At 42.6% G+C, this 25,276-nt stretch carries 31 protein-coding genes and 2 riboswitches; of the genes, 14 read left to right on the top strand and 17 right to left on the bottom strand.

Annotated features, from left to right (window positions below; genetic code table 11):
- The first annotated feature begins 115 nt into the window (after positions 1–115).
- From U2P91_RS06660 to U2P91_RS06630, 7 genes are all read left to right on the top strand, one after another.
- A complete protein-coding gene (locus U2P91_RS06660) occupies positions 116–403 on the top strand; it encodes an ArsR/SmtB family transcription factor (protein ID WP_111886991.1) in 288 nt (95 codons plus the stop codon).
- A gap of 220 nt (positions 404–623) precedes the next feature.
- Positions 624–1,037, top strand: a complete 414-nt coding sequence (locus U2P91_RS06655) for a Fur family transcriptional regulator (RefSeq protein WP_111886990.1) — start codon at positions 624–626, stop codon at positions 1,035–1,037.
- Between the two features lie 266 nt (positions 1,038–1,303).
- Positions 1,304–3,187 (top strand): anaerobic carbon-monoxide dehydrogenase catalytic subunit, encoded by a 1,884-nt coding sequence (cooS, locus tag U2P91_RS06650; protein ID WP_111886989.1) that lies wholly within the window; start codon positions 1,304–1,306, stop codon positions 3,185–3,187.
- Between the two features lie 13 nt (positions 3,188–3,200).
- On the top strand, positions 3,201–3,650 hold the full coding sequence (locus U2P91_RS06645) for a 4Fe-4S dicluster domain-containing protein (protein WP_111886988.1): 450 nt from the start codon (positions 3,201–3,203) through the stop codon (positions 3,648–3,650).
- Positions 3,647–4,879, top strand: coding sequence for an NAD(P)/FAD-dependent oxidoreductase (locus U2P91_RS06640; protein ID WP_111886987.1), 1,233 nt, complete (start codon positions 3,647–3,649; stop codon positions 4,877–4,879). The genes U2P91_RS06645 and U2P91_RS06640 overlap by 4 nt, the downstream gene beginning before the upstream one ends.
- Positions 4,880–4,988: 109 nt before the next feature.
- Positions 4,989–5,483, top strand: coding sequence for a peptidylprolyl isomerase (locus U2P91_RS06635; RefSeq protein WP_111886986.1), 495 nt, complete (start codon positions 4,989–4,991; stop codon positions 5,481–5,483).
- A 60-nt stretch (positions 5,484–5,543) separates the two neighbouring features.
- The gene (locus tag U2P91_RS06630) at positions 5,544–6,128 is read left to right on the top strand and encodes a hypothetical protein (protein WP_204355463.1); all 585 of its coding nucleotides are present in this window, start codon (positions 5,544–5,546) and stop codon (positions 6,126–6,128) included.
- 70 nt (positions 6,129–6,198) lie between these two features.
- On the opposite strand, the gene eutL is transcribed toward U2P91_RS06630, so the two are convergent.
- The 15 genes from eutL to U2P91_RS06555 all read right to left on the bottom strand — a co-directional run bounded on the left by eutL (position 6,199) and on the right by U2P91_RS06555 (position 19,015).
- Positions 6,199–6,843 carry an ethanolamine utilization microcompartment protein EutL gene (gene eutL / locus U2P91_RS06625; protein WP_111886985.1) on the bottom strand — a complete coding sequence of 215 codons (645 nt, stop codon included), beginning with the start codon at positions 6,841–6,843 and terminating at the stop codon, positions 6,199–6,201.
- A 143-nt stretch (positions 6,844–6,986) separates the two neighbouring features.
- The gene (locus tag U2P91_RS06620; protein ID WP_111886984.1) at positions 6,987–7,778 is read right to left on the bottom strand and encodes an acetyl-CoA carboxylase carboxyltransferase subunit alpha; all 792 of its coding nucleotides are present in this window, start codon (positions 7,776–7,778) and stop codon (positions 6,987–6,989) included.
- Positions 7,765–8,652: an acetyl-CoA carboxylase, carboxyltransferase subunit beta gene (gene accD / locus U2P91_RS06615; protein ID WP_111886983.1), complete on the bottom strand. Its 888-nt coding sequence runs from the start codon at positions 8,650–8,652 to the stop codon at positions 7,765–7,767. The genes U2P91_RS06620 and accD overlap by 14 nt, the downstream gene beginning before the upstream one ends.
- Positions 8,653–8,667: 15 nt before the next feature.
- Entirely contained in the window at positions 8,668–10,020 is a 1,353-nt protein-coding gene (accC, locus tag U2P91_RS06610; RefSeq protein ID WP_322519273.1) for an acetyl-CoA carboxylase biotin carboxylase subunit, read from the bottom strand.
- 11 nt (positions 10,021–10,031) lie between these two features.
- Complete coding sequence (gene fabZ / locus U2P91_RS06605) at positions 10,032–10,448, bottom strand: 3-hydroxyacyl-ACP dehydratase FabZ (protein ID WP_111886982.1); 417 nt, start codon at positions 10,446–10,448, stop codon at positions 10,032–10,034.
- Between the two features lie 139 nt (positions 10,449–10,587).
- Positions 10,588–11,061, bottom strand: a complete 474-nt coding sequence (accB, locus tag U2P91_RS06600) for an acetyl-CoA carboxylase biotin carboxyl carrier protein (protein WP_111886981.1) — start codon at positions 11,059–11,061, stop codon at positions 10,588–10,590.
- A gap of 3 nt (positions 11,062–11,064) precedes the next feature.
- A complete protein-coding gene (gene fabF, locus U2P91_RS06595; protein WP_111886980.1) occupies positions 11,065–12,315 on the bottom strand; it encodes a beta-ketoacyl-ACP synthase II in 1,251 nt (416 codons plus the stop codon).
- A gap of 9 nt (positions 12,316–12,324) precedes the next feature.
- Positions 12,325–13,065 carry a 3-oxoacyl-[acyl-carrier-protein] reductase gene (gene fabG / locus U2P91_RS06590; RefSeq protein WP_242988589.1) on the bottom strand — a complete coding sequence of 247 codons (741 nt, stop codon included), beginning with the start codon at positions 13,063–13,065 and terminating at the stop codon, positions 12,325–12,327.
- Entirely contained in the window at positions 13,059–14,000 is a 942-nt protein-coding gene (locus U2P91_RS06585; protein ID WP_111886978.1) for an ACP S-malonyltransferase, read from the bottom strand. Before U2P91_RS06585 ends, fabG begins: the two co-directional genes overlap by 7 nt.
- Positions 13,988–14,935, bottom strand: coding sequence for a nitronate monooxygenase (locus U2P91_RS06580; RefSeq protein ID WP_111886977.1), 948 nt, complete (start codon positions 14,933–14,935; stop codon positions 13,988–13,990). Before U2P91_RS06580 ends, U2P91_RS06585 begins: the two co-directional genes overlap by 13 nt.
- A gap of 10 nt (positions 14,936–14,945) precedes the next feature.
- Entirely contained in the window at positions 14,946–15,167 is a 222-nt protein-coding gene (locus tag U2P91_RS06575; protein ID WP_162624396.1) for an acyl carrier protein, read from the bottom strand.
- A 154-nt stretch (positions 15,168–15,321) separates the two neighbouring features.
- Positions 15,322–16,296, bottom strand: coding sequence for a beta-ketoacyl-ACP synthase III (locus tag U2P91_RS06570; protein ID WP_111886975.1), 975 nt, complete (start codon positions 16,294–16,296; stop codon positions 15,322–15,324).
- Between the two features lie 15 nt (positions 16,297–16,311).
- The gene (locus U2P91_RS06565) at positions 16,312–16,794 is read right to left on the bottom strand and encodes a MarR family winged helix-turn-helix transcriptional regulator (protein ID WP_111886974.1); all 483 of its coding nucleotides are present in this window, start codon (positions 16,792–16,794) and stop codon (positions 16,312–16,314) included.
- Positions 16,795–16,935: 141 nt separating this feature from the next.
- Positions 16,936–18,009, bottom strand: coding sequence for an NAD(P)H-dependent flavin oxidoreductase (locus U2P91_RS06560; protein WP_111886973.1), 1,074 nt, complete (start codon positions 18,007–18,009; stop codon positions 16,936–16,938).
- Between the two features lie 76 nt (positions 18,010–18,085).
- On the bottom strand, positions 18,086–19,015 hold the full coding sequence (locus U2P91_RS06555) for a DMT family transporter (protein ID WP_111886972.1): 930 nt from the start codon (positions 19,013–19,015) through the stop codon (positions 18,086–18,088).
- A 128-nt stretch (positions 19,016–19,143) separates the two neighbouring features.
- Between U2P91_RS06555 and U2P91_RS06550 the strand changes: the two genes are divergently transcribed.
- The 7 genes from U2P91_RS06550 (at position 19,144) to U2P91_RS06520 (ending at position 23,442) form a co-directional block, all read left to right on the top strand.
- The gene (locus tag U2P91_RS06550; RefSeq protein ID WP_111886971.1) at positions 19,144–19,848 is read left to right on the top strand and encodes a histidine phosphatase family protein; all 705 of its coding nucleotides are present in this window, start codon (positions 19,144–19,146) and stop codon (positions 19,846–19,848) included.
- A gap of 18 nt (positions 19,849–19,866) precedes the next feature.
- A complete protein-coding gene (gene ybeY / locus U2P91_RS06545) occupies positions 19,867–20,334 on the top strand; it encodes an rRNA maturation RNase YbeY (RefSeq protein WP_111886970.1) in 468 nt (155 codons plus the stop codon).
- 29 nt (positions 20,335–20,363) lie between these two features.
- A complete protein-coding gene (locus tag U2P91_RS06540) occupies positions 20,364–20,765 on the top strand; it encodes a diacylglycerol kinase family protein (protein WP_322519272.1) in 402 nt (133 codons plus the stop codon).
- Positions 20,766–20,785: 20 nt separating this feature from the next.
- Complete coding sequence (gene era / locus U2P91_RS06535; RefSeq protein ID WP_111886969.1) at positions 20,786–21,682, top strand: GTPase Era; 897 nt, start codon at positions 20,786–20,788, stop codon at positions 21,680–21,682.
- Between the two features lie 20 nt (positions 21,683–21,702).
- Complete coding sequence (gene recO / locus U2P91_RS06530) at positions 21,703–22,461, top strand: DNA repair protein RecO (RefSeq protein WP_111886968.1); 759 nt, start codon at positions 21,703–21,705, stop codon at positions 22,459–22,461.
- A gap of 38 nt (positions 22,462–22,499) precedes the next feature.
- Positions 22,500–22,862, top strand: coding sequence for a NifB/NifX family molybdenum-iron cluster-binding protein (locus U2P91_RS06525; RefSeq protein ID WP_111886967.1), 363 nt, complete (start codon positions 22,500–22,502; stop codon positions 22,860–22,862).
- Between the two features lie 190 nt (positions 22,863–23,052).
- Positions 23,053–23,442, top strand: coding sequence for a VOC family protein (locus U2P91_RS06520; RefSeq protein ID WP_111886966.1), 390 nt, complete (start codon positions 23,053–23,055; stop codon positions 23,440–23,442).
- A gap of 177 nt (positions 23,443–23,619) precedes the next feature.
- On the opposite strand, the gene U2P91_RS06515 is transcribed toward U2P91_RS06520, so the two are convergent.
- Positions 23,620–24,177: a DUF3793 family protein gene (locus tag U2P91_RS06515; protein ID WP_111886965.1), complete on the bottom strand. Its 558-nt coding sequence runs from the start codon at positions 24,175–24,177 to the stop codon at positions 23,620–23,622.
- A gap of 2 nt (positions 24,178–24,179) precedes the next feature.
- A complete protein-coding gene (locus U2P91_RS06510; RefSeq protein WP_111886964.1) occupies positions 24,180–24,512 on the bottom strand; it encodes a DUF2325 domain-containing protein in 333 nt (110 codons plus the stop codon).
- 490 nt (positions 24,513–25,002) lie between these two features.
- A riboswitch (cyclic di-GMP riboswitch) is annotated at positions 25,003–25,087 on the top strand.
- Between the two features lie 77 nt (positions 25,088–25,164).
- Positions 25,165–25,249: riboswitch (cyclic di-GMP riboswitch) on the top strand.
- Positions 25,250–25,276: the final 27 nt, after the last annotated feature.

Here is a 25,276-nt window from a genome sequence, read left to right as displayed (position 1 = left end):
GTGAACCAATGGTATCATCTCAAGTACTGCCAGTATCATTAGCGTGTACTGGCGGTACTCTTAGCGTGAAATAATCAGATAGTAGATATAAATATTAACACAAGGAGAAATTATCATGGAAATGGACTTAAAAGACCACGAGATAACAGCAGATATTCTTAAAGCACTAGGCCATCCAGTGCGGCTTTGCATTACAAAAGGACTGATTGCAAATGGACGATGTAATGTTTCTTATATGGAAGAATGTCTTGAAGTATCTCAGTCAGGTGTTTCTCAGCATTTGTCAAAATTGAAGAATGCGGGAATTGTTAAAGGCTTCCGAACGGGTAATGAAATTTATTATGAAGTCATCAGTAAACCGGCAAAAAATATTATTCAAGCATTGTATGGAGAAGATTTATAGTCTGCGGCAGGATCAGGGTAATTAAACAAATAAATTAAAAAACGAAGTGTTCAAGAACCACTTATCTTCTAACAGGATTGTCTAAAGACAATGGTGTGTAAGTTTAAGATAATGATTAAGTGAACACTTTTTTATTAAAAAAATCAAAAGAAGTTTGACAATTTGGAATAATCATACTATAATTAAAACACAAATTATTAGTTAGGAGTTATTCTTAATCATGAAAAGTAAAAAAATACAAATGTATACAGACATGATCCGTAACGTAGGTTTAAAAGCCACACCACAACGAATTAGTGTGTTAAAGATGTTGTCAGAAATGACATCTCATCCCAGTGCAGATATGTTGATGGATGCCCTTGAAAACCAAGGATATGTAATGTCAGTAGGAACAATTTATAATATATTGGAAACATTCTCAGAAAAAGGCCTGATTCTAAAATTGAAGGATAATCAGGAAGTGATGCGTTTTGATGCAAACACACAGTTTCATGTACATATATACAACAAGGAAAACAATGGTATCTGCGATTACTATGACCCCGAACTAGAAATTCTGCTAGCAGATTATTTTAAGAATAAGTTGCCGGAAGATGTTTCTCTGAATCGCATGGAAGTATCGCTTTTTGCTTGAGATTATTTCAAGTTGCTTTTATATGCAATCAAAAAAGAATAAATTTTTACATCTAGAAAGCCTGATGCCAAAACATCAGGCTTTTGAATTTTTTGAGATTATTCAGAATGACAAATATTTATCATGAATGATTATTGACAAGTATTTATTCCAGTTCTATAATTTAGACATGATCTTAATAGGAATGATTCTTTTAAAGATATTATTTAATTTAAGATCAGTTGTTTATACAAATATCTAAAGAATAAATTATTGGAGGGTTTCATATGAATTCAAATTTTAGCTGTAAAACCTGTGCAAGTGCTGATCAAAAGCTGGAGACGTTTATTTCCAATCTCAGCGTCGACACATCCCATCACCGGATGGAAGGACAAAGTGTCAAATGTGGCTTCGGTCTACAGGGAATCTGTTGCCGTCTCTGTTCTAATGGACCATGTCGAATCACACCCGACGGACCAAAAGGCGTTTGTGGTGCCACCGCCGATACCATAGTTGCCAGAAACTTTTTGAGAGCAGTTTCTGCTGGTTCCGGATGTTATATTCATATTGTCGAAAATACTGCGCTGATGCTCAAGAAGACTGCAGCTAGCAAAGGGGTATTAAAAGGCAAGTTGGCGTTAGCGAAGCTGGCAGATATATTTGAAGTGGATGAAGCTGATGAATATGCTCGTGCCGAAAAAATTGCCGATATGGTCTTAGCTGATTTATATAAACCCGACTACATAAAAATGGAACTGGTTGAAAAAATGGCCTATAAACCACGTTTCGATCGTTGGAAAGAACTGGGGATACTACCGGGGGGAGCGAAATCCGAAGTATTTGCCGGTGTTGTTAAAACATCCACCAATTTAAATTCGGACCCCGTCGATATGTATCTGAATTGTTTAAAATTAGGTATTTCTACTGGTCTTTATGGTTTAACGCTGACCAATCTGCTAAATGACGTGATGCTTGGGGAACCTTCCATCCGTCTGGCGCCAGTGGGTTTACGGGTTATTGATACCGATTATATTAATATCATGATCACTGGCCATCAGCATTCCTTATTTTCATACTTACAAGATCGATTGATTCAGGATGATGTCATAAAAAAAGCTAAAGCAGTGGGTGCCAAAGGGTTTAAATTGGTCGGATGTACCTGTGTTGGTCAGGACCTGCAGTTGCGTGGTGAGCATTATCAAGAAGTCTTTAACGGTCATGCCGGTAATAATTTTACCAGCGAAGCGATTCTAGCCACTGGCGCGATTGATGCGGTATTATCAGAGTTTAATTGTACCTTGCCGGGGATCGAACCGATCTGTGATGAATTAAAAATCAAGCAGATCTGTCTTGATGATGTTGCGAAAAAAGCTAATGCCGAAATGAAACCTTTTATTTTTGAAGAAAAAGAAACCCAGAGCAATGAGATCATTGATTTAGTGATCGCTGCCTATCAGGCTAGACGAGGAGTTATTACTCTGAACATGGCTGCTGACCACGGAAACGATGATACTTTAACTGGTGTCAGTGAGGGTTCCCTTAAATCATTCCTGGGAGGAACCTGGAAACCACTCATCGACCTAATTGTCAAAGGTGAAATAAAAGGGATTGCTGGTGTTGTAGGCTGTTCAAGTTTAACTGCTGGCGGCCATGATGTGCTGACAGTTAACCTGGTCAAAGAATTGATTGCTAAAGATATTCTGGTTTTATCAGCGGGCTGTTCATCTGGTGGGTTAGAAAATGTTGGCTTGATGTCACCTTCAGCGGCATCTCTGGCTGGACCAAAACTGCGAGCTGTCTGTGAAAGTTTAGGGATTCCGCCAGTCTTAAACTTCGGTCCATGTCTGGCAATTGGCCGTCTAGAACTTGTTGCCACTGAACTGGCTGAAGCCATCGGAGTTGATTTACCGCAATTACCACTGGTTTTATCAGCACCACAATGGTTAGAAGAACAAGCTCTGGCCGATGGTGCCTTTGGTTTAGCGCTGGGACTACCGCTTCATTTAGGATTGCCACCGTTTGTTACCGGAAGCCCAGTGGCGGTTCAGGTGTTCACCCAGGATATGCTGAATTTGACCGGCGGACAACTGATCATTGATGACAATGCTAAATCAGCAGCCGAAACGCTCGATGCGATCATTGAAAAGAAACGCAAGGAATTAAACATCTAAGGAGGTGTAATCTATGAAACGAATCATCATTGATCGCGACAAATGCGATGGTTGTCTTAACTGCAACATCGCCTGTATCAGTGCCCATGAGGAAGGTAGTAATTTTTACACCGTAAACATGCAAAGTCCTGATGCTGAGACCCGTAATTTTATTAAGTTTGACACCCAAAAGGGATATCTGCCAATTTTCTGCCGACACTGTGATGAGCCGGAATGTGTGCTGTCCTGTATGAGCGGCGCCCTGGAAAAAGATCCCGTAACCGGACATGTACAGTATGATGAAAGCAAATGTGCGGCTTGCTATATGTGCGTGATGAACTGTCCCTATGGCGTTTTAAAGCCAGATAGTAAAACCCGAACCAAGGTCATTAAATGTGATTTCTGTGACGATAAACCGGACGGACCCAGCTGTGTCAAAGCCTGTCCCAAGAAAGCCATCGAAGTGAAAGAGGTAAGCCTATGAAAATCGTTATTATCGGCGCCAGCGCAGCCGGAATCAGTGCAGCTAAAACAATCAAAGCCTCAGAACCAGTTACCGAAGTGGTGATTATTTCTAAAGAAGACAGCGTTCACTCACGTTGTATGCTTCATAAATTTTTGGGTCATGAAAGAGATGCCAAAGGGATCAGTTTTATTGCTGAAGACTTCTTTGAAAAAAATGGGATAACCTGGCTTAGTAACACCACCGTGATTGGGCTGGATGCTCAGAAAAAGACGGTAAAAACCCATGACAATCGGGATATCAACTATGACAAGCTGCTAATTGCCACCGGAGCTTCCTATTTCATCCCACCGATCCCGGGACTCCGGGAGTCAAAAAACGTCTATGGGTTTCGTGATTTAAAAGATGCCCAGTTGTTAGATAGCGAGTGTAATACAGCTCGAAATGCCGTCGTTATCGGTGCTGGTCTGGTTGGTATGGACGCCGCAGTAGCGTTGCTCGCGCGGGGTTTGAAGGTAACCGTTATCGAAATGACGCAGTCTGTGATGAGTTTACAGCTTGATCAAAAATCGGCCGAGGCGTACCAACAGCTGTTTGAAAAAAACGGGACTGAGTTTGTTTTAGCGGATAAGGTGGTTTCAGTCGATGTTGACGAGGTTGGTCGGGGAAAAACCATCCATCTTGCCAGCGGAAAAGCGATTCCTGCTGATGTCATTGTTATTGCGGCCGGAGTACGACCTGCTTTTAACTTTACCGAGGGATCTGGTATTACAACTGACCATGCCATTTTAGTAGGGGATGATCTTAAGACGAATATCGACGATATTTATGCCGCCGGAGATGTCACCGGAATTGCCGGGATCTGGCCTAATGCCATGAAACAGGGACGGATTGCCGCAATCAACATGCTGGGTGAAAAACTCTTGTATGAAGATCGCTATGCCCTTAAAAATACAGTTAATTTCTTTGGGCTCACGACCCTATCCCTGGGAAACATCAACCCGGAGGTCGAAGAAAATTGCGATATCTTCATACGGGAAGACCGCAATAATTACCAGAAAATTGTCATGAAAAAGGGCGTCGTTCAGGGGGTCATAATCCAGGGAAATATCGGCGGAACAGGATTCTGGCAATACCTGATTAAGAATAAAATTGATGTTTCCAGTAAAAACAAAGATGTCTTTGATTTGAGCTATGCCGATTTTTATGGTCTAGACCAGAGTACTGGGGAATATAACTACGCTGTTTAAAGACACAGTTCTCAAATATCTTAAGATATTTGAGAACTGCTTTTCATTTTATTTCTTTTGGTGTATACTACATTGAAGTAAAAATTATAAGAAATATTTGGAGGAAATAATGTCAGAAACAGCAAATCCGATTGTAAAAATTGAAATGGAAAATGGCCAGACTATGGAAGTGGAACTCTATCCCGAAGTTGCTCCAATAACTGTTGAAAACTTTTTAACCTTAGTCAATGATGGCTTCTATAATGGATTGATCTTTCATCGGGTCATTCCTGGCTTTATGATTCAAGGCGGATGCCCTCAGGGCAGTGGTATGGGTGGTCCGGGACACACGATTAAAGGTGAATTTTCTGGCAATGGTGTCGTGAATGATCTGAAGCATGTGAAAGGCGTAATATCAATGGCTCGTTCCGGGATGCCAGATTCTGCCGGCTCCCAGTTTTTTATCATGGTCGATGATGCACCATTTTTAGATGGTCAATATGCGGCTTTCGGTAGGGTGATTTCGGGAATAGAAACAGCGGACGCGATCGTTGTGGTTGATCGGGATCGATCAGATAAACCGCGTGAAGATCAGGTAATTAAGAAAATTGAAGTTGTATCCTAAATTATATTTTGAAATCATTCTGTTTTTATGATAAAATAAAATAAAAAGGATGTGAGCGCAATGGCAAAGTATTGTCCAAAATGTTATGCCGGTATCGGTGCAGATGATGCAGTGTGTAGTAATTGTGGAAATGTGTTGAAGGAAAATACCAGTGAGATAGAAGATTTCACGGCAGGTGTTTTCGATAATGAAAATATTTCTCAGGATGTTACCGGAAAAGAAATTCCTGGTGAAATCTCAAATGAAGAAATCTTATCTCACGAAATTGTCGAGGATGAAATCATTGCTGATGGTATTGTTGAGGAAGAAATCATTGTCTCGGAAACGATCATAACCACTCCAGATCCTGCTCAGACCTCGTCACAATATCAGGCTCCACCGGAACGTCAGGCGGCCCCGGAAAATTCCGAAGTGCCCATGACCCTGGGTGACTGGATGCTGACGCTGCTGTTGCTGTACATACCAATCGTCAATATTGTGATGCTGATTATCTGGAGTGTTGATTCCAAAACTAGTACCACAAAAAAACACTTTGCTTGGGCAACCTTGATCTTTATGGGAATTGGCATTGTTCTTGCCATCATTTTTTCTAGCATTGTGGTGGCCATTGTTGCTTCAATGATGCAATCCATGTACTATTATTAAAACTTATCCCGATCAAACAAAAGAACCGTCAACTGGCGGTTCTTTTGTTTGTATTAATATAAGGTGGGGATCAGTAATCAACTGGATCTTCCACGCAGCCAATAATGGCGTTTTTAAATGCTTCACAAGCGGTTCGGCAATTGGATTGGGTACCGGTGAGGATGGCACCGCTCAGATTTGAATTAGTCGGGGGACTAAAAAATTTCACAACTTCCACATCGGCAACCGTTAAGGCTTCATCGATACCGACAATCCCTTCAAGAGCTGGGGCAAAGAGGAACGCAATGGATGATCCGATTGGCAGGTCATAGGTTTTTGAAAAATACTTGCCGATTTTGGGTACCAGCTGGGCATAAATTAGGTTGCTGTCATCGTCATTGACGCTGTAGACGCTGGCCTTGTTTTCGGCATAGTCCCGGATATAACGAAGTCCGCTTTCTACGTCAGACACGGTGGGTCCGGTGATGACACCAAAAACCTGACCATCATTAATTCCAGCACCGGACCCGTAAAGGGTTTTAATGTATACAACATCGACATTCGAGGTTTTGGTGGCTTCATCGGCAGCGCAATAGCCGACACCATCGTATTGGGTGGTAAAAATGCCAATATCAATGCAACCCTCCGGTAAATCAAACTCTTCCAACATGATGTCTTCAACAGCGGTTAGCATTTTACTATAAACAAGTTCGCATTTAATTCGATCTCCAGTCATGGCATCATCTCCTTTTTTGAATTTTATACAAATTTTTACTGATGATTCATAATATCATTATTTTGGCTCTGGGTAAATAAAAAAAAAGCAGAACAATGGGTAGTTTATCTGCTTTTTTCTGGTTTGCTCGTGTTTTTAAATAATTATTCGGAATGGGTTTCAATCGCGCCATATTTACGAAAGCGTTGGTAACGGTGTTCCGTCAATTGTTCAGGAACAAGAGCCTGATATTTTTGAAAGCTTTTATATAAACCGATCTTCAGTTCTCGATAGACGTTTTTAAAATCTCGATGGTTTTCAGAAATAATTTTATCAACAACCTGGAGCTCATACAAATCCTGAGCGGTTAGTTTTAGACACTTTGCTGCTTCTTTTGATTTTGAGGCATCCTTCCAGAGAATAGTGGCACAGCCTTCTGGAGAGATCACTGAATAAATGGCATTTTCCAGCATCCAGACCTCATCAGCCACACCTAAAGCCAGAGCACCGCCACTACCACCTTCGCCAATTACAATGGACAGGATTGGTACCGTAAGGCTCATCATTTCCATCAGATTTTTAGCAATAGCATGCCCTTGCCCTCGTTCTTCAGCACCGATGCCACAAAATGCGCCAGAGGTATCGATCAGACAGACAATTGGACGATTGAATTTCTCCGCCAGCTTCATCTGCCGCAGAGCTTTTCGGTAGCCTTCGGGATGGGAAGATCCGAAATTTCGCTTGACCCGTGATTTAGTATTTTTTCCCCGTTCCTGGGCAATAACGGTAACCGGCAAGTCCATCAGAAATCCCAGGCCGGTAATCATCGCGGGATCATCACCAAAACAGCGGTCGCCGTGCAGTTCGATAAAATCGGTGAACAGATTATCGATGAAATCCTGACCAGTGGGACGGCTTTTCTTCCGGGCTAGTGCGACACGTTTATATGCTTCCATTTTTATTACCGCCTTTGGGGTTTTCGTGAAGGATCAATAGCCGCTTCACCGTTTCTTTTTGGATACTACGGGGTACAATCGCATCTACAAATCCTTTTTCAAGTAAAAATTCAGCCCGCTGAAATCCTTTTGGTAACCGCTGCCGTATGGTTTGTTCAATAACCCGGGGACCGGCAAAGGCAATCAAAGCTTCGGGTTCGGCCAAAATAATATCACCTTCCATGGCAAAACTGGCAGTAACACCACCGGTGGTCGGGTCGGTGAGGATGGTAAGATAGAGCAGACCGGCATCACTGTGACGTTTGACCGCACCGCTGGTCTTAGCCATCTGCATCAGGGCCAACATCCCTTCCTGCATTCGGGCCCCACCGGAAACGGTATAGCCAAGCACCGGAAGACAATGCGAACGGGCATATTCAAAGATCAGGGTGATTTTTTCACCCACCACCTGCCCCATGCTCCCCATCATAAAGGTGGCTTCCATCACAAATAGAGCCACCTCCCGATTGTCTATTTTTCCAGTTCCAATGATAACGCCTTCATTTTCGTGACTGAACAGGGTAGCCTGCTCCAGCTTTTCATCGTATCCGGGAAATTCCAGTCGATTGAATGAGGATAACTCATGATGCTGTTCGACAAAAGTATCCGGATCAACAATCATATTTAGGCGTTGTCTGGCATTGATGCGAAAATGGTGACCGCATTTGGGGCAGACGTGGAAGTTATTTTCTAAATCTGACGTGAAGCTCAATTGTTTACAGGATGGACAGCTTCGGCACAGTTCCGAAGGAATGGCCGGGTCTGTTTTACGTTTGATCCGATGCTGGGCTTCAAGTTCATTCTTGGGTTTTTTAAATAGACTTTTACTTAGCATTTAAAACCTCCATTTCTATTCGGATAAGGGTTTACCGAATTCATTTTCCATAAAATCTGTATAATAGTCGCCCTTAATAAATAAGGGATGACTGAGAATATCTAATTGTACCTGGCTGGTGTGGTCGATCCCTTCAATCACCAGCTCGCACAAGGCGGCCTTCATTTTCCGGATCGTCAGCTCACGGGTTTTGGAATGGACAATCAGCTTGCCAACCATGGAATCGTAATACGGAGGAATCGAATAGCCTTGATAGAGTAGGGTATCAAAACGAACCCAGGGTCCTCCGGGAACATGCAGAAATTCAATGGTTCCGCAGTTGGGTCTAAAATCCAGTAGCGGATTTTCAGCATTGATTCGGCATTCGATGGCATGACCATGAATGTACACATCTTGCTGAGAAAATGTCAGCGGCAATCCAGCGGCAATCCGGATCTGCCATTTGACAATATCTACTCCAGTAACCATTTCAGTAATTGGATGTTCAACCTGCAATCGGGTGTTCATTTCCATAAAATAAAAATGGCCGTGCATATCCATTAAAAATTCGATGGTACCGGCATTTTCATAACCTATGGCCAGCGCGGCCTGACGGGAAACGTCCATCATAGCAGTGCGAATTTCCGGAGTCAGTGATGGTGAAGGACTTTCTTCCAGTAATTTCTGATTTTTGCGTTGAATGGAGCATTCCCGTTCGCCTAAGGCAACAACATGTTGATGCTGATCACAAAGCAATTGAATTTCGATATGCTTTACCCGGGTTAAAAACTTTTCCAGATAAACCCCATCGTCATTAAAAGCGTTTTGCGCTTCTTGTCTGGCCAGGGAATACTCATTTAAAAAATTTTCCGATCGTTCGACCAAACGGATCCCCTTGCCACCACCGCCAGAACGGGCTTTGACTAGCAGGGGATAGCCAATTTCATCAGCTCTTTGATGCGCCTCATCCGGATCGTTTAAAATATCGGTACCGGGAACAATTGGTACTCCAGCAGCGGCCATGGTAGCGCGGGCCTGATCTTTGTCGCCCATTTTCTGAATGATTTCCCAGTTTGGTCCAACAAAAGCGATACCGCATTGGGTGCACAAACGAGCGAACTTGGGGTTTTCTGAAAGCAGTCCGTAGCCGGGATGGATGGCTTCCGCTCCGGTTAATACCGCTGCCGATAAAATTGCCGAAATGTTCAGATAAGAGTCTGAGACTGCCGCCGGTCCAATACAAATACTTTCATCGGCTAGGCTCACATGCAGACTATTTTCATCGGCGGTGGAAAAGACTGCAACGGTGGCGACACCCATTTCTTTACAGGCACGGATAATCCGCAGCGCAATTTCGCCCCGGTTAGCTATGAGGATCTTAGAAAACACGGCTTTCCTCCTTACTCAATCAGGGCAAAAGAGAATTCTCCTACCACTGCGATCTTGCCATTCACTGAACCGGAACCGCTGGCAAAATAAAAAGGCGGTTTGGATCTCGTAATGGTGCAGGTGATTTCAATGGTATCACCGGGAAAGACCTTTTCTTTGAATTTTACCTTATTCAAACTGGTAAAGTAGGGCGTCTTATTGGCACCACCCAGGTCTGCCAGTAAGACGCAGCTGGTCTGGGCAATAATTTCGCAAAGAATAACACCGGGCACTACCGGATTGCCGGGAAAATGTCCCTGCAAAAAAAACTCGTCGCCGGTTACGGTGTAGCGCCCAGTGGCGGTGGTGTTATCTATTTTCTCAGCCTCGTCAATCAGGAGCATGGGCTCCCGGTGTGGCAGGATCTTTTTTAATTCATCACGTTTCATTCTGATTTCCTTCTGAAATTTTATAAAAATTCCGTTTAGTAATTTTTTAGACCGTTAACAAAATTTAGCCGTACCGATCATGATCGGTACGGTCAGATTAACAATTGGTCGGTACGGAGCTAGTAACTCTGTCTAAAATCTAGTCTTCAACGATGCGATAGAGCACCTGACCGAATTCAACGACTTGGCCGTTGCCGACGCATACTTCCATAATGGTTCCGGGAGTTTCGGCGGTAATTTCGTTCATCAGCTTCATCGCTTCAATAATACACAGGGTATCGCCTTCGGAAAAGCTCTGCCCCTTGGTCACATAAGCTGGTTTATCCGGCTGACTGCTTTGGTAAAAGACACCAACCATGGGGGATTTTATTTCTTTCCAATGGGCAGTATCAGTGATATCAATGGCATCGGCTGCCACGGGCTGGGTATGATGGGGCAGTGGCTCCATTGCCGCCATCCGGGTTTCCTGATAGGTAATCTCAGATGGTTGCATCGAACCGATTTCCCGTTTTATTTCGATTTTCAGGTTTCCCTGATCAAGGACCAGACTGGTGAGTTTTTCTTCAGACATGATTCTTGCCAGCGCCTGAAGTGTTTCTATATTTAATTCCATCTCTTATTCTCCTGCATATCTAACAAATGCCAGACAACCATTGTGACCACCAAAACCAAGGGAGATCGATAGAGCAATATCACTCTGGACGTCTCGTTTTTCATTGTTGACATAATCCAGATCACAATCTGGATCAGCTTCCTGATAACCAATGGTGGGGGGAATAATGCCATCTCTCAAGGCCATCACTGAAGCGATCGCTTCAATGGCACCCGCTGCCCCCAACATATGGCCAGTCATTGATTTGGTGGAGCTGACCAGCGTTCGATTGAGATGTTCACCCAGGGCATTTTTAATGGCAATGGTTTCTGATTTATCGTTAAGTGGGGTGCTGGTACCATGAGCGTTTACATAAATCTGAGATTGCTCAAATTTAATGCCCGAACTGACCGCCTCCGCCATAGCCAGGCTGATGGCTCGGGTGCCACCGATGGCGTCGGGATGGGGGGCAGTAATGTGATAGGCATCGCAGGTATTCCCGTAGCCGACAACTTCGCCGTAAATTTTCGCGCCGCGGTTCAGGGCGGATTCCAGATCTTCTAATACCAGTGCACCAGCGCCTTCACCCATAACAAAACCGCTACGGTTTTTGTCAAAGGGAATGGAGGCCCGGGTGGGATCGTTAACGGTAGTCAAAGCCGTTAAATTAGTAAAGCCGGCCACCGACAAAGGAGAAATACTGGCTTCAGTGCCGCCGGCAATAATGGCATCGGCATAACCGTGCTTAATACTTCGAAATGCTTCTCCAATGGAATGGGTACCCGTGGCACAAGCTGTAACAATCGGTAGACAGGGTCCCTGGGCATTATAGCGAATGGCGATGGTTCCCGCGGCGATATTTGAAATCATCATTGGGATGAAAAAAGGCGAAATCCGGCCAGGGCCTTTGGTATCCATTTTATGGCATTCATCAATAAAGGTGTGAATACCGCCGATGCCGGAACCCATATAAACACCCAGTCGGGTGGGGTCCACATACGCCTGGACACCACTGTCTTCCATTGCCTGGACAGCTGCGCCAATGCCGTATTGGGTAAATAGGTCAGTTTTTCGGATTTCATTCTTTTTAATATAGTCAAGGGGTTCAAAATCATGAACCTCACCTGCAATTTTCACTTTTAGGTCGGTGGTATCAAATTTCTTAATAAAGTCAATGCCGCATCTTCCGTTTTTAAGGTTTTCCCAAAAACGTTCTACAGTGCTACCCACTGGAGAAACAGCACCACATCCTGTTATAACAACTCGTCGATTCATTGATTACTCCTAAATATAGAGACCGCCATCAACTTTAATGACTTCTCCTGTAATATAGCCTGATAAATCGCTACTTAAATAAACGCAGAGATTGGCAATATCATCTGCCTGTCCCAAACGTTTTAAGGGAATTTGTTTAATAATCTCTTCTTTAATTTCGGGTTTTAATTCTTTGGTCATATCAGTGTCGATAAAACCTGGAGCAATGGCATTACAGGTGACTCCCCGCATGGCCATTTCTTTAGCAGTGGACTTGGTCAGACCGATAAGACCGGCTTTGGCAGCGGCGTAATTGCATTGGCCCACATTGCCCATTAAGCCTGAAACTGAGGAGATATTGATAATTCGACCTTTGCGCTGCTTGAGCAGGTAAGTGCCGACGTGCTTGGTCATGTTGAAGGCACCTTTTAAATTGGTGTTAATGACACTATCAAAATCAGTTTCCTTCATGGCGATTAACAGCTTGTCATTAGTAATTCCAGCATTATTCACCAGGATATCTAATCCATCAAAATCCTTAATAACCTGGGCAACCAGTTCTTTAGTGGCGTTAAAATCGGACACGTCACATTGATAGCTTTTGGCCTGCACACCCAAAGCCTGCAGTTCATTGATGGTCAGTAGCGCATTAGTTTGGCTACCACGGTACATAATGGCCACATTTCCATGGGCCTGGGCAATTTTAAGGGCGATGGCCCGTCCAATTCCTTTTGCACCACCTGTAATGAGTGCAGTTTTTCCTGTTAACATACAAAAGACCATTCCTTTCCGGCATTCTTTGCTTCGAGATAATCGGTTAGTACCGTTTCAACATGATAATAGAGGACTGATTTGTCAATTTTTTTTAAGAATCCACCCAGGGTTTTGCCGGGACCGCATTCAATAAAGGTGGTAAATCCGTCTGCGATCATGTTGCGCATCGTTTGTTCCCACAATACGGGATGATTGATTTGATGAAGAATATAATCACGGATCTCCACTGGAGATTCAGGATAGGGTTTAGCATAAGCGTTGGAATAAAGGGGAATGGAACCCGCTGAAAATGTCAATTCATAGATCTTTTTTTCCAGCAGCTTGGTTGCATAGGTCATAAAAGGGGAGTGGAAACCGCCAGATATAGTCAAGGGGATACCCCGACCGCCCAGTTCTTTCGCACGGATTAAAAACGCTTCCTGATCATCCCGAAGCATGGCGACAACCAGCTGCCCAGGGCAATTGTAATTAACCGGGTAGCATTGGCTGAATTCTTTGCAGAGTGCTTCCACCGTGGCATTATCAAGTTTTAAAACGGCCACCATGGACGCCGGTGTCATCTGAGACGCTTCATCCATAGCTTGACCACGCTTTTTAACAAACTTTAATCCATCTGCCATAGACAAGACGCCGGAGGCTACCAGACCGCTTACCTCTCCCAGTGAGAAGCCAGCGATCCCCTGAACTTCGACCCCAACACATTTTAAAGCCGTCAGTGCCGCCAGCTCCACTGCAAAAATACAAGGCTGGGTATTCAGGGTTTGATTGAGCGCTTTCGCAGGCCCTTCAAAGCAAAGTGTCGAGGTGCCCGGATGAACGGCATCAACCTGGTCAAAAATTTCCCGTGCGCATTGGCTAAGTTCATAAAGGGGTTTGCCCATTCCGACAAACTGTGAACCTTGACCGGGGAAGAGCAGTGCTATTTTACCCATTTTGTTCCTCCTTTTAAAACTGTTTCTGTTTCATCAGCCAGTGTTAAAATGATTTCCTTCACGCTTTGTTTTTCTTTAATCATTCCTGCAATCTGACCAGCCATGAAGCAACCTTTTAGAGAATCACCTTCCTGAGCGGCAATGCGAAGCGCACCCCGACCGTATTCTTCCAGAACTTCTGGCGGCGTCGTAGGATCATTTTCCGCTTTAATGAAGTCTTTAGAAAAGGTTGTTTTTAGAGAACGAACCGGATGACCCAATGACCGGCCGCTAAGGGTGGTATCAATATCTTTGGCTTTAATAATTTTATCTTTATAATTTTCATGGATGTTGGTTTCGTGGGCGACTAAAAAACGGGTGCCCAACTGAACCCCTAATGCTCCCAGCATTAACGCGGCGGCGATGCCCCGACCATCGCCAATGCCGCCGGCAGCAATGACCGGAATCGAAACCACGTCACAGACCTGGGGAATTAAGGGTAGGGTAGACATCTCGCCGACGTGTCCACCGGATTCGCCGCCTTCGGCAATGACCGCTGTGGCTCCAGCCCGTTCAGAAAAGCGGGCCAATCCGGTGGAAGGTACCACCGGAATAACTTTGATACCGGCTTCAATCCATAGCTTCATGAATTTACCTGGATTTCCGGCACCGGTTGTGACAACCGGAACCTTTTCGTCAATCAGAACCTGTGCAATTTTATCCACATGGGGATTCATCAGCATAACATTGACCCCAAAAGGTTTATCAGTCAGGCTTTTGGCCTTTTTAATTTCACTGCGTAGCCAATTCTCATCGGCGTTCATTGACGAAATAATCCCTAAACCACCTGCATTTGACACGGCAGCCGCAAGCTGAGCATCGGATATCCACGCCATTCCTCCCTGAAGAATGGGAAATTCAATGTTTAAAAGATCGCAGAGTGGTGTTTTTATCATACTATTTCACCTAAACGATTGCTTTTTCAATCAGCGTTACCACATCACCAATGGTCTTAATTTCGCCATCCATTTCAATGCTGGTATCAAAGGCTTCTTCAATTTCCATGACTAGCTCCACGGTATCCAGAGAATCCAGTTCCAGTTCTTCGAATGTTGAAGCTACTGTAACGGCTAAATCTTGTTCATCTTTGTAATTCCGTAAAATTTCCACTACTTTTTCTAATACCATTTGATTAATCCTCCTAAGATTATAAATAAATTTTTGATTGAGATCCCGTACCGACCAATTATTAATCTGTCGCATACAACATGATGTAACAATTGCCGGTACTATTTAAGAATTTAAGCTGAAGTCATTTTTAGTTATAATTTTACTAACAATACTACGCCATATAATGATCAGCCCATTCGATAACGCAGGCACCGGTTGTCAGACCTCCGCCGAAGGCGGTTAAGGCAATCCGGGTGCCGGGTTTAAAGGTGTTACTGCGGTTAAGTTCATCCAGCACCAGTGGGATGCTGGCGGCTGAGGTATTACCACAACCATTGACTCGCAGAACAAATTTATCCATTGGCAGTTTTAGGCGTTTGGCCGCTCCTTCGATAATCCGCAGGTTCGCTTGATGGGGAATGATGTAATCCAGATCGGCCAGTTCGATGCCGGCGGCTTTTGCCACTGAGCGTAAGTCACTGCAGATGGCAGCTACCGCAAAGCGATAAACTTCCGGCCCGTCCATCAGCAGATAGGGGGCTGGGTTGGTCTGGTTTTGGGTCAGGGGATGATTACCCTTAGGCCAGGGAATACTTAAGGCATGCTGATTTCCGACGGCGGTCAGCTGAATGGCTCTTAAGCTATTCCCGCTGGCCAGCACAGCGGCACCGGCACCGTCTCCGAAAAGTACAGCAGTAGCCCGATCTTGCCAGTCCACCAGCTTGGACATGGCGTCCACCGCAATGACCAGAATTTTTTGGTCATTATTCCGGGAAAAATAAGCGTCAGCCACATCAAGTCCATAGACAAAGCCGGAGCAAGCGGCATTGAGATCAAAGCTGGGGCAGGTTGCACCCAATTTTTCCTGAATCAAGCAGGCCAGGGAAGGGGTGACGGTATCACCGCCAAGGGTGGGGCAGATAATTAGATCAAGTTCTGCTGGTTTGATTTGGGCATTATCCAGGGCATTCACACTGGCTTCCAGAGCGATGTCTAAAATGGATTCTGCCACACAAATGTGTCGTGATTCGATGCCAGTTCTTGAAACGATCCATTCATTAGATGTATTAAGAAACTGGGCGAGGTCTTCATTGGTCTGAATTGTTCTTGGCAATGCAGAACCGGTTCCGATAATTGTAAAGGACATTTGTTCCTCCAAGCATCAAGGCTCAGACGTTTCATTTTCGTCAGATAATCTTGATAATTTATTTTTGAAAAAACCGTTTAATTTTTCCATACCGTGAATTAATACTTCTTTTTCGGCAACAGTCATTTCACTAGAAATATCTTTCACCATTTTTACATGAAAATACTGATGGATTTTATCGATCCGTAAACCCTTATCGGTAAGTCGAACGTATACAACCCGTCCATCGGTATTACTCTTTTCTTTCTTTACATACCCTTTTTTAACCAATTTATTTATCGCCACCGTTACAGAAGGGAGGGTAATATTAAGACTTTGGGCAAGATCACTAATGGTTTTTCCATCATTTTTGTTTTTTCCCACATGCTCAATCAGATGCATTTCATTGATTGATAAATCAATATTCGTAGATTGCTTGAGTAAATTTTCTTCAAATTTTAAAATAGTATTGAATGTATCGACCAAAACGGCGTTGAGTTGGGAAGAAAAAGAGTCCAAGGGATCACCTCCATTATCGTTAGATTGTCTAACTAATTATAGCGCTAAAAAAGTATTTGTCAAGAAAAGTTCAGATATTAACTTTTTTCTTAGGGCATATTAAGACTTATAAGATCGCTAAAAAAATGACTAAAGACCAGATTAGTGACTTAATTCTTTTGTCAATTCGTCAATTAAGGCTTCCACAGTTGTGATTTCAGTGATTTTATATGCATTAGCCCCGGAAAAAACATAGCCATTCTCCAGATCACCCTGTTTTCCGGCAATCAGAGCAAGGGCAATACAGTAGGGAGCCGTTTTATAATCGCATGATTTTATGCAATTAATGGGACAATTAACAGGATGTCGCAGCCCTGCTTTAACCTCTTCCAGAAAGTGGTTATGAATTGCCCGGCCTGGCAAACCGGCGGGACTAACGATGATTTCAATATCGGATTGTTTGGCTTTGACAAGCGCTTCTTTAAAAACCGGGGAGGCATCACATTCTTTAGTCGCCACGAATCGAGAACCAATTTGTGCGGCATCGGCACCAGCTTCCAGGGTATCCCGGACATCAGTGGCTGAGGTAATACCGCCACCGGCAATTAATGGGATTTGCCGCCCAACCAAATCTTCATAAGGTTTGATTTCTTCAAGCACGCCGGGAATCAGCGAGGGCAAGGCCTGTTGGGCCAGTCGTTCTGGGACGAGATCTTCAGGTTTAAAGCCTAAATGACCACCAGCCAAGGGGCCTTCCAGGACAATGGCATCTGGAGCAACTTCATAGTGACGCCACCAGTGTTTTAAAATCAGTTTGGCCACCCGTTTAGATGAAATAATTGGAGCAATTTTAGTTAAGGAATCGCGGGTCAGTTCTGGAAGGGTTAAAGGTAGACCCGCTCCGGCAAAAACAATGTCATAACCAGTTTGGACAGCATCTTTAACCAGTTGCTCGTATTGGGTTAAAGCCACCATAATATTTATCCCAATGGGGCGATTGCCAGATATTTCTTTGGCACGTTTAAAGTGGTCCTCCATGGCCTGTCGGTTGGCCGCTTTAGGATTTTTCTGGTAATTGGGGTAATTACTGCCCATTTCTACAGCAGAGACGACCCCGAGGCCACCAAATTTTGAGACGTATCCAGCCAACTTGGAAAGGGAAATACCAATCCCCATACCACCTTGGACAATGGGCTTTGAAAATTCGAGATTTCCAATATTAAATTGAGTTTTCAAAAAAAACCTCCTCTGCAATTTTTCTTGCAATTGGAGGTTATCATAGCATATCGGGAATTAATCTGTAAAGAAAAAGCTAAATCTCAGTCAGTTTTTCTGGATTTTTAGGTTTTGTTTTAAGAAATAGTTTCTTAAGAAAAGACCACTTGGTTTCAGCGGTAAGGATCCCCAAAAAAATCACTAGGCAGCCTAAGAACATCGTCAACGTAAACGTATCTCCAAGGATAATAATTGATAGAATACTTCCAAAAACGGCTTCCAGACTGAGGATAATAGCGGCATGAGTGGAATTGGTATATTTCTGAGCCACCGTTTGTCCCAAAAAGGCCAGAAAGGTACAGAATATCCCCAGATACAAGCCATTTAAAAGACCGGGCACAGGTATGTCTAGGGTAAACTCGCCCGAAATAAAAACGTAACCCAAAGAGACCACAGCAGCAAAGCAAAGTTGAATCACAGTCAGGGCAATGGGGTCATGCTGTTTTGAGTAAATGCCCACCACCACAATGTGACAGGCAAATAAAAAGGCACATAGCAACGTCAAAACATCCCCGGGATTAAAAGAAAAACCAACAGAAAAATCCATCGTCAGCAGGGCCAGACCTATCAGCATCGTAAAGGCTGCCACAAAATTGTAGTAATCAGGCCGTTGTTTTTTTACCGCCCAATAAATAAAGGGGACCATGATGACATTGGTGGCCGTCAGAAAAGCTTGCTTACCGGCGAGCATATATTGTAGTCCAATCATCTGGGCGGCAAAGGCGGTGAACAGAAAGAAGCCTATCATACAACCGGCCTTAATGGTTTCTTTAGAGATTTTTCTCAAATTTTTTCGAAAGATAAATCCGGATAGAAGGGCCGCTACCGTAAACCTGACCGCCATTAGCATTATCGGTGACATTGAACCAAGGGCGTTTTTCGAAGCGACAAAACCACTGCCCCAAACAAATGCCACGGCCACAAGACTAAGATCAGCGAAAAGAGATTTTTTTTTAGTTTTTTCCATGGTGACTTCCTTTCTCAGGTACTTTATTAATTATAACTAAAAAGATAGCGCTTGGCAAAAAAATTTGGTTTCCCTGATTAAAATGAGTTATAATAGAGAAAAGTTTAAAATTACATAAGGAAGAAAAAATGAAACTTATACTGGTAAGACATGTAGAAACATATGGAAACGTGGAGCATCGCCTCAACGGCCACACCGAATCAGACTATACTCCTCGGGGCGAGGCGATGAAGGTATTGTTGGTAGAAGAACTGATCGCCCTGAATGAGAAACTGTCATTTGACAAAATTTATGCTAGTCCAACCTCACGGGCTTTGAAAATTGCTCAGGCAGTAGGTCAATCCACGGGTAAGGAGATTCAGGTGGATCATCGTCTCCGGGAGTTCAACTTTGGCATTTTCGAAGGCAAAACTCGGGATGAGTGCATTGAAATCTTCCAGACCGAATGGGATCAATGGATGTCGAGTTATATAGATTATGCTGTCCCTGAGGGTCAGAGCCAGCGGGAATATCATGATCTTTGCGCTGAATTTTTAGCAGAATTGAATGAAGGCGAAACAGTTTTAATGGTTGCCCATGGTGGAACCATTCACGGGATGCTCACCAATATGCTAAATTTACCGCTTGACTGTAAATGGCATTTTGACATTAAATTAGGAAGTATTACGATAATTGACTTTAACCATGGTTTCGGTATGCTCTCTCACATGACAACCCCACCTTATGATGAGTTGATCCCTGACCAGACGCCATTGACAGATGCTAAAAAATCTGCCATGCGATCAGCTGCAAGAGAAGAAGCGAAAGCGAAAGCGGCCACTAAAAAGAAATGAAACCGGAGAGGAAATAATATGCTCGTAGTCGCTTATGATAATCGCAGTGAGTTTGAAATTACAGACATCATCCTGGAAGAAATTGAAGACGCTATGATGCGGACACTCCTTGATCAAGAAATTGGAGTAGAGTGCGAAGTGAGTTTTTCATTTGTCAATACCACCGAAATAAAGGATCTAAACAGAGACTATCGGGGCAAAGATACGATTACCGATGTGCTGTCCTTTCCCATGCATGAGGATTTCATCCTTCATCGCGAAGCAATCATTAAGGATAATCCTTTTCTGCCTTTGCTGCTTGGAGATATTGTCATCTGTATCCAGCAGGCCGAAGCTCAAGCCAAGGAGTACGGAAACAGCCTAACCCGGGAGCTTTCTTATTTATCGGTGCATAGTGTTCTACACCTGTTGGGCTATGACCATATGGAGGAGGACGAAAAATCCGAAATGAGACGCATCGAAAAGGAAATTATGGGTGACGACTAGATTACCCGTCCAACCTGAAACGTGTCGTCGTGTTTTATCCAAACAGTAAAAATCAGGAGGTGGGAGAGATTAGAAGAAAGTTAAAAAAGAGTTTTTCTTTTGCCGTTGAAGGTATTCTCTATACCCTTAAAACCCAGCCCAACATGCGGATTCACTTTGGTGTTGGATTTATCACCATTGCCTTTGGTTTTGTTTTTCAAATTGAAAGCTATGAATGGCTGTCATTAGTGATTATGATTGGATTTGTTTTTATCCTGGAGATCATCAATACAGCTATCGAAACCCTGGTGGATCTTTATACTGAGGAATACCATCATCTGGCCAAAGTTGCCAAGGATACAGCTGCAGGGGCTGTTATGGTGGCCGCAATTATGTCGGTTTGTGTGGGGCTGATTATCTTTTTACCAAAAATTATCAATTGGTTTTTTTAGCCAAAGAAAGAATGTGAACAATGAACGAAAACTTTAAATCCGGATTTATCAGCATCGTCGGTCGCCCAAATGTGGGGAAATCGACCTTGCTTAATAATATAATGGGAGAAAAGCTGGTGATTACCTCAGCTAAACCACAAACGACCCGAAATGCTATCCGTTGCATTTATACCGATGAACAGGCCCAGATGGTTTTTATTGATACCCCGGGGATGCACCGACCCAAAAACCGGTTAGGTGACTACATGCAAAAAGCCGCGGAAAATACTGTATCCGATGTGGATGTGGTTTTATATCTGGTCGAGCCGGAAACAAAAATCGGACCTGGGGATCAGTATATTCTGGAAAAACTAAAAGCCAGTAAGACACCGGTTATCTTAGTGATCAATAAAATTGATCTACTTCCCAAAGAGGATGTTTTAATCACCATTGCGGCTTATCAAAAATATGATTTTCTCAACGCAATCATTCCCATTTCCGCGGTTTCGGGAGATGGGGTTAAAGAGCTTTTGAAACTTATTACTGGACTGCTTAGTCCGGGTCCGATGTTTTTCCCGGCCGATATGATCATTGACCAATCAGAGCGTTGGATTGTTCAGGAATTGATCCGCGAAAAACTTCTGAACCTTTTAAATGATGAGGTTCCCCACGGCATTGCGGTGGAAGTTACCACCATGAAACCCCGTAAGGGAAAGGATACCATTGACATTGAAGCCACCATTTTCTGTGAGCGAAAAACTCACAAGGGCATCCTGATCGGCAAAGGTGGCTCCATGCTGACCAAAATTGGTACTCAAGCCCGGAAAGATATTGAGTTTTTTCTGAAATCGCAGATCAATCTACAGTTATGGGTAAAGGTGCGATCCGATTGGCGGGATAAGAATTTTGATTTGAAAGATTTAGGCTATTTTGAATAAATCCTCTAGTTGGGAGAATTATGGCTCTGATTAAAACAAAAGGACTGGTCATTAAAGAACAGCCCTATAAAGAACAGGATAAAATTCTGACCATCTTCACCGAAGATGATGGTAAGATTCAATGTATTGCCCGTGGTGTCCGACGTCAGAAAAGTGGCCTTCTGGCCAGCACCCAGATCTTTGCCTATAGTGAATTTGTTTATTATCCCGGTAAGAATTTTGGCATCATCAATCAGTCCAATTTAATTGAGGCCTTTTATCCATTGCGGAATGATCTGACTAAAATGGCCTTGGCTTCTTATTTACTGGATCTGATGTATAATGCCTATGAATTTTTTCAGAAAAGCCCGGAAATTTTAAAACTACTCCTTCACGTATTGTTTTATATATCAGCTGGAACAGCAAAAAACGACCTGGTTCTGGTGGGCGCCTTTCAAATGAAACTAGTTAGTTATTTAGGCTACCGCCCAGGTCTAAAAACATGTATGATGTGTCAGAATGATCAAGATTTAAGCCTCTTCAGCATTGAAAACAATGGGGTCATTTGCAGTGACTGTCAGGAACCAACCGAGGGATACCTCTATAAGCTGAGCCCCACGATGTTAAAACTACTCCGGGATTTTTTAGGACAGCCGATCAAACAGCTAAAAGATCGGGAAGTAAGCACCGTCGAGGTGATAAAAATAAATGATCTGTTGGATCATTATATCGGTTACTGCATTGGAAAATCTTCCAAAGCTTATGCCTTTTATAAAACCATGCTCACCCCTCTGAATTAAAAAAATACGTTAACAAATTAAAAAGATTGGAGATAAATATGAAAATTGCAATGACTATGAATGGAAAAGAACTGGAGTCATCGGTTGCTTCTGAATTTGATACCAGCCAGTATTTATTGGTGGTCCGACGGTCAGAGACTGCGATCGAGTCAATTGAAAAAATTGAGGATTTAACAGCAGAGCAGCTGGCTCAAAGAATCATTGATTTGAACTGTGAAGGAATTATCACTGGTAACTTCAAAAGTCAATCGGCCTTTGATCTTTTGGCTGACGCTTGCTTGACCCGGTTTCTTGGAGCCGGTCATTCCGGTTGGGAAGTCCTGGAATTGATGAAGAAACGGACCTTGCCGTTGCTTAGAAATTTCGAAGGTACCGAAGGATGTGCCGGTGAGCACCACTAAATGTTTAGCGTAGAAATGTTATGACAAGGGATTCTGGAGCCTGAAAAGTGTCTAAATGCAACGGAAGAAGGATGACGATATGGACAGATATCTCACTACGATCCAGAGGTTGTAGAGAGCTTAGCTGAAATATTAAAAAAAGTGATACAGAAAGTGATATAGGAATAAATTAAGTTATAAGGAGACTATTATGGGAAATTACAAAATGGCACATACGATGATTCGGGTATTGGATTTGGAACGATCTTTAGCGTTTTACAAAGAAGCACTAGGATTTGAGGAAGTGAAGCGACGGGACGAACCAACTTATGAATTCACCTTGGTGTTTTTAGGGGATGGCCGTTCTAACAGCCATCAGTTGGAACTGACCTTTAACTATGGGCAAGCACTCCCTTATGATTTGGGGACGGCCTATGGTCATTTAGCGGTGCTCGTTGATGATCTTGAGGCGTCTTTTGCAACTCACGAAGCAAAGGGCTATAAGCCAACACCGCTAAAAGGACTGAGTGGCGATGGGAAACCCCGTTATTATTTTATAACTGATCCGGATGGTTATAAAATTGAGATTATTCGGAATTAAATAATCATTGTGGGAGCTGATTGAAGATACGCTCTATTACTATATTTTTGATTATGAATTAATTAAGAAATATTGTATTCAGAAATGCTTAAGTCCCAAAGAAGCTGTCGTAATCAATAAAGAAGAAAAATCACTTAAACCTATTGCCTAAAATAAGTCAAAATGTCTAAGAAATTCTTACGCGGCTACTGTTAAACGTATGATCGAAGATCCCTTGAGAAGGCATTGATAATATTTTGTCGCGCATTTTTTATATTTGCTGAAAAGTTTAATTTTTTCGTTCGCATTACAATAGACTTTCCAGTAACCGCAATGTTTACAGTTTTTTCCTTCGTTTTGGATAAAGCCTTCTACATCTTCAAAAGGATAGCTCAAGAACAAGCCAATTTCATGGGGGAAATCTGCTGAGTCGTGAATGCGTTCTGATAAAAATGCCAAACACGATTCAAGATCCCCTGTTGGATAGCCAATTTTGTTTAAAAAACGTTCGACTTTGGGACATGAGAGGTCACGGTTAAGTCTATTTTTACGGTAGACGTACAGAAGAACACGATTTCGATTGGTTTTTAATCGTTCAAAATAAACTCCACGAGCATTCAAAGTATTGTTCCAATTGGTGATTTGATTAATCAACTGATCGTGATCATCGAAAGAATAGCTAAATAAATTCCCAGTTTTGATTCCAGCTAGAGTTGGAGAGCAGTGTCGGATAATTTCTTCCTCAAAAGTACTCATTGTTACACTCCGCGGGATATCGTTTTTAAATGGCACTTGTCCCGTTTTTCGCACACAGAACAGTGCTCATCTAAAATGCTACGTAATGCAGATAAGCTACTTGTATGCGATCGAGCGAGCGGCAAGTTAAGTCTTTTCGCTTCAAAGGTCGCACAGTTAACCATTTTATGAGAGACGGTTCCAGTAAATAATACGATTAGATCAGGAACTCCGATTTTCTTTTTCAGGGCACCCTGCATTTGAGTGAATACCTTGGCACGGCAGTTATACTCTTTACATAGGTCTTTATATTGATAAATCATACGATCATTTCCGCCAATGATAACAATGCTCATAAGATAACCTCCAGTTTAAATATATGTTAGATGTTGCTAACATAATCAAAATGTAACACAGTCTGCTTTCTGTGTCAAATACTTAATTATTTATTAAGTATTTTTTAGAGGGAATACAACAAGGCGAACAAATGTATTTATGTAAAAATTATAACTATAAAATCATCTCTGAGGTTAGCGTGTTTTTTTTTTCGATGGCTTAAGTATTTGCAGCATTAAAAATTAACATTTCTAAAGAATGGCAATAATATTAGATTATCATAATAAAAGATAATATTGATAACTATATAACAATTAGATGCAACATAATTTAAGGATAATCGAATGAATGTTGAGAAACATCGACGAACATAATGAATTCGTATCTTTATGTTTAGTATGACAAATAAAAAATAATGTGCAAAATATTACTCTTTAATATGCTCGGTATTTAAAATATAGCAAATAATTCTCTTGACATATCAAATACAATGAACTATCATGATCTCAATAGAATATTTAGCAAACTTATCGAAAGGTAAGGACGCAAAGCTTTAGGGTCTAAGTAATTTTTTATATGACAGCCAGTTGCAAGATAACATCATTATATGGTGTATTTAGTGCAACGTGTCAGAGCGTTGTTTTTTTATTCTAGTTTTCTCCTGTTGGACAATTTAATATTCGGCAAACTTACCGAAAGGTGAGGACGCAAAGCTATAGGGTCTAAATAATTTTTTATATGACAGCCAGTTGCAGATTTTAGGTGTATTTAATTCGCCTTTAGT

Origin of the sequence: Acetobacterium sp. K1/6 (assembly GCF_034438075.1) — a bacterium.
Lineage (GTDB): Bacteria > Bacillota > Clostridia > Eubacteriales > Eubacteriaceae > Acetobacterium > Acetobacterium carbinolicum.
Note: the sequence above shows the minus strand (reverse complement) of the source record. Positions and strands in the feature narration are given on the sequence as shown.